The organism is Acutalibacter caecimuris, assembly GCF_034335085.1.
In the GTDB taxonomy this organism is placed as follows: Bacteria; Bacillota; Clostridia; order Oscillospirales; family Acutalibacteraceae; genus Acutalibacter; species Acutalibacter caecimuris.
The window spans coordinates 1-2,975 of sequence record NZ_JAWXXJ010000070.1; the positions used below are offsets into that span (position 1 = coordinate 1).

Annotated in this window: 4 protein-coding genes; all 4 read left to right on the plus strand. The window is 49.8% G+C overall.

All coding sequences use genetic code 11. From position 1 onward, the window contains the following. A partial coding sequence (locus U8U01_RS17095; RefSeq protein ID WP_322176791.1) for a hypothetical protein occupies positions 1 to 757 on the plus strand: 757 nt, incomplete at its 5' end. Positions 758 to 773: 16 nt separating this feature from the next. After that, on the plus strand, positions 774 to 1,097 hold the full coding sequence (locus U8U01_RS17100) for a helix-turn-helix domain-containing protein (RefSeq protein WP_322176792.1): 324 nt from the start codon (positions 774 to 776) through the stop codon (positions 1,095 to 1,097). Continuing rightward, positions 1,094 to 2,290: a tyrosine-type recombinase/integrase gene (locus tag U8U01_RS17105; RefSeq protein WP_322176793.1), complete on the plus strand. Its 1,197-nt coding sequence runs from the start codon at positions 1,094 to 1,096 to the stop codon at positions 2,288 to 2,290. The genes U8U01_RS17100 and U8U01_RS17105 overlap by 4 nt, the downstream gene beginning before the upstream one ends. Position 2,291: 1 nt before the next feature. Further along, a complete protein-coding gene (locus U8U01_RS17110) occupies positions 2,292 to 2,828 on the plus strand; it encodes a helix-turn-helix domain-containing protein (protein ID WP_322176794.1) in 537 nt (178 codons plus the stop codon). Positions 2,829 to 2,975 lie beyond the last annotated feature (147 nt).

The following is a 2,975-nucleotide window of genomic DNA, read 5'->3' on the forward strand; positions in this document are numbered from 1 at the left end:
ACCACACGTTATCGCTTATGTCATGTCTGTGATAGGATGTTTCCATCTTTTTCTCTCCTGCCTTTTTATGATGTTTCCATTCTATCACGATCCTCTCACCTTGTGTAGACACTATCTAGCATATGAGTTACAGTTCAGAGAGATCCACTATGGACGAGCTGGTGGCAAGAAACGCAAGCGGTATCCGCAGTATGAAGGAGTCGAGCTTGCCGGTGATGGTGCCGATCCAGGAGAAAGATTGGGATACGATGGTGGATCTTCTGGAGAGTTCGGTAAACTTCCAGCCGAAGTTGTACTCGCTGGTGAAACAGCAGTTGGCCGAGGAGCAGACGGTTTCTCATCAACTGGTGAAACAAATAAAAGATTCTTCGATGCAGATGGAGAGCCTCGCGCAACAGGCTGGGAAGAATCTCGAAAAGAGTTTGAACGATTCCTTGGCAAAGAGTTCGCAGTTGGAAACGGCTATTGCCAAGGCAGCGAAGCGACGGAATTGGAAAACCTGGGTGCTCATAATCCTGGTATCAGTACTGGCATCGGCGTTGGGAGCGGCGCTATCCGCTCTGCTATAGTTAACGCAGTTAACTATTATGCACTGGCTGTTCTGAGTGACGATGATGAAGACCCGGAGGAGCGCCGCAAACGCATCGAAGCGCAAGAAAATGGTGAGGCGTTGGGTACTTTACTTGGCCTTGCAGTGGGTGCAATTTCTGAAATATCAGATGAAAATAAGGATGAGTTTGAACACAAATTCAAATGAGTATGGAGGTTTGCGAATGACCAAAAAGGAATACAAGAAGGCCCTGTCCAGCTACCCGGAGGCGTTGACAGCCTCTGAGGTAGCTGAAATTTTGCGTGTTTGCACCAAGACTGTCTACAAACTGATTAAGCTGGGCGAGATACCAGCAGTGAAAATTGGGCGGGAGAACCGCATTTCCAAAAGCGTTCTCATATCCTATCTTCGCAACAAAGATAAGGGCAGTCCGAACCCGAAATGTGTCTGTTCTGAAAACTCTGCGGGTGCGGTATGGACTTCCGGCAGGTCTTGTGGTAGTGTATGTGGTGCCAGCGGAACTGGCAGAAAGGAGAGGTCAGCATGACAGATAAAAACTCATTTGCGGCAAGTGTGCAATCAAAAAGAGGACGGCTCTATGCTGTGATTCAAGTAAAGGAGGATGGCAAAACCAAACCGGTCTGGCGGGCGCTTGGCCTGCCGGAGGGGACGGGGAAATCAAAGGTACAAAAAGCTTATCGGGAGGTGGTAAGCAAATTTGAAATCGAGTATGCCGAGAGTCTGGTGCGCAGGGAAAATCCTGACGCCTGCCTCTCGGTTTTTGATTATCTCTGCACCTACCTGGATAGGGCAAGGCCCAGCATTCAAATCAACACCTACGAGAGCTATCACGGCATGATCTATGGAAAAATCCGACGGTATTTTGAACCAAGAACAAAGCTTACTGTGGCTAATTTGAAACCGAAAGATATCCAGGAGTTTTATGATTCTCTGTTTGCGGAAGGGGTGGTCGCCAACACCGTCATCCACTACCACGCCATCATGCGTCGGGCTTTCAACCAAGCGTTCAAGGATGGCTTGATCGACGCGAACCCATTCGATCGAGTGGAGCGTCCGAAGAAGAATAAATATCATGGGGATAACTACTCGGAAGAAGAACTGGCGGCTCTGCTGGAACTGACCCGCTCCGATCCTATCTATCCGGCAATCATACTGGCCGGGTGCATGGGCCTGCGCCGCAGCGAGGCGTTGGGGCTGCGGTGGTCGAGAATAGACTGGGAGCAGAACACGGTGCTGCTGGACACGAAAATCGTTGAGTACGAGCGGGACGGCGAGAAAGTCGTGGAGCCGGTGGAGGAGATGAAAAACAAATCCAGCCGCCGGACTCTGCCTCTGCCGGGGCCAGTCCGTGAAATGCTGGGGACAGAAAAAGAGAAACTGGAGATTTACCGCAAAATATTCGGGAAGAGCTATGACCTTCAGTACCTGGATTATGTGTGCGTAGACCAGCTCGGCAGGCTGATACGGCCTTCCTATGTGACCCAGCATTTTAGCGATATCATCAAGAAGTATGGGTTGAGAAAGCTGACCTACCATGGGTTACGTCACACAATGGCGAGCATACTCATAAGCCACGATGTGCCACTGATAAACGTCTCCAACTTCCTTGGACACAGCGACATCAGCACTACGGCTAACATTTACGCTCATCTGGACAAGGCCAGCAAGCAGGCCAGCGCGGATATTATCACTGACATTTTCAAAAAGGATGGCGAATAAAATGGGTGCCTATCTCAGTGCTGACGAGTTGTACCGCTACCTTCACATCTCAAAACGGAAGCTGAAATTTATACTAGAGAATGGATATATCTCGTGCATTGACACTGGAAAGAAAACCCATCGGTTTCTGATAAAGGTCAGTGATGCGAAAGAATTTAAGCGCAGAATGGACACCGAGTCGGGATTCCTGTCGGAGCTATACGGACAATTTAACTCGGGTATCTACAAACCCAGGAAGAAATTGATTGAGCCTACGCCGGAGAATTGCCTTGCATTTCAGAAGTTTCTGACTGAGCGGTGGGCTGACTATCCTGACGCTCTGCCCACAAAGCTGGCCGCTGAATTGATTGGCTGTGCGCCTCAGAGGGTGGGGGATTGGATGCGGAAGGGGGTGATCAGCAGCGTCAGTATCGGTGGGGTGCGGTATTGCAGCAAGGAGGAGTTTATTGCGTACTGTGCCTCGCCGGAGATGTTGCGGAGGCCGGGAGCGGCGAGGTATCGGGAACTTATCATAGAGTTTTTATGTAAGCATAAGTAAAATTACCGCAGCCGCTCATACCCCCGCTTAGGCGGCGTCGTCAATAAAAATATGATATAATAGACCTCAAAGAAGAGGAGGGCAAAAAAATGGCGGGAGAACAGCATCGGCACGATATAAGCGACAGAGCGTGGGAGAAAATCAGGC

Coding starts and splice junctions, on each gene's coding strand:
- U8U01_RS17110 (WP_322176794.1), top strand. CDS start 2,292: ATGGGTGCCTATCTCAGTGCTGACGAGTTGTACCGCTACCTTCACATC.
- U8U01_RS17100 (WP_322176792.1), top strand. CDS start 774: ATGACCAAAAAGGAATACAAGAAGGCCCTGTCCAGCTACCCGGAGGCG.
- U8U01_RS17105 (WP_322176793.1), top strand. CDS start 1,094: ATGACAGATAAAAACTCATTTGCGGCAAGTGTGCAATCAAAAAGAGGA.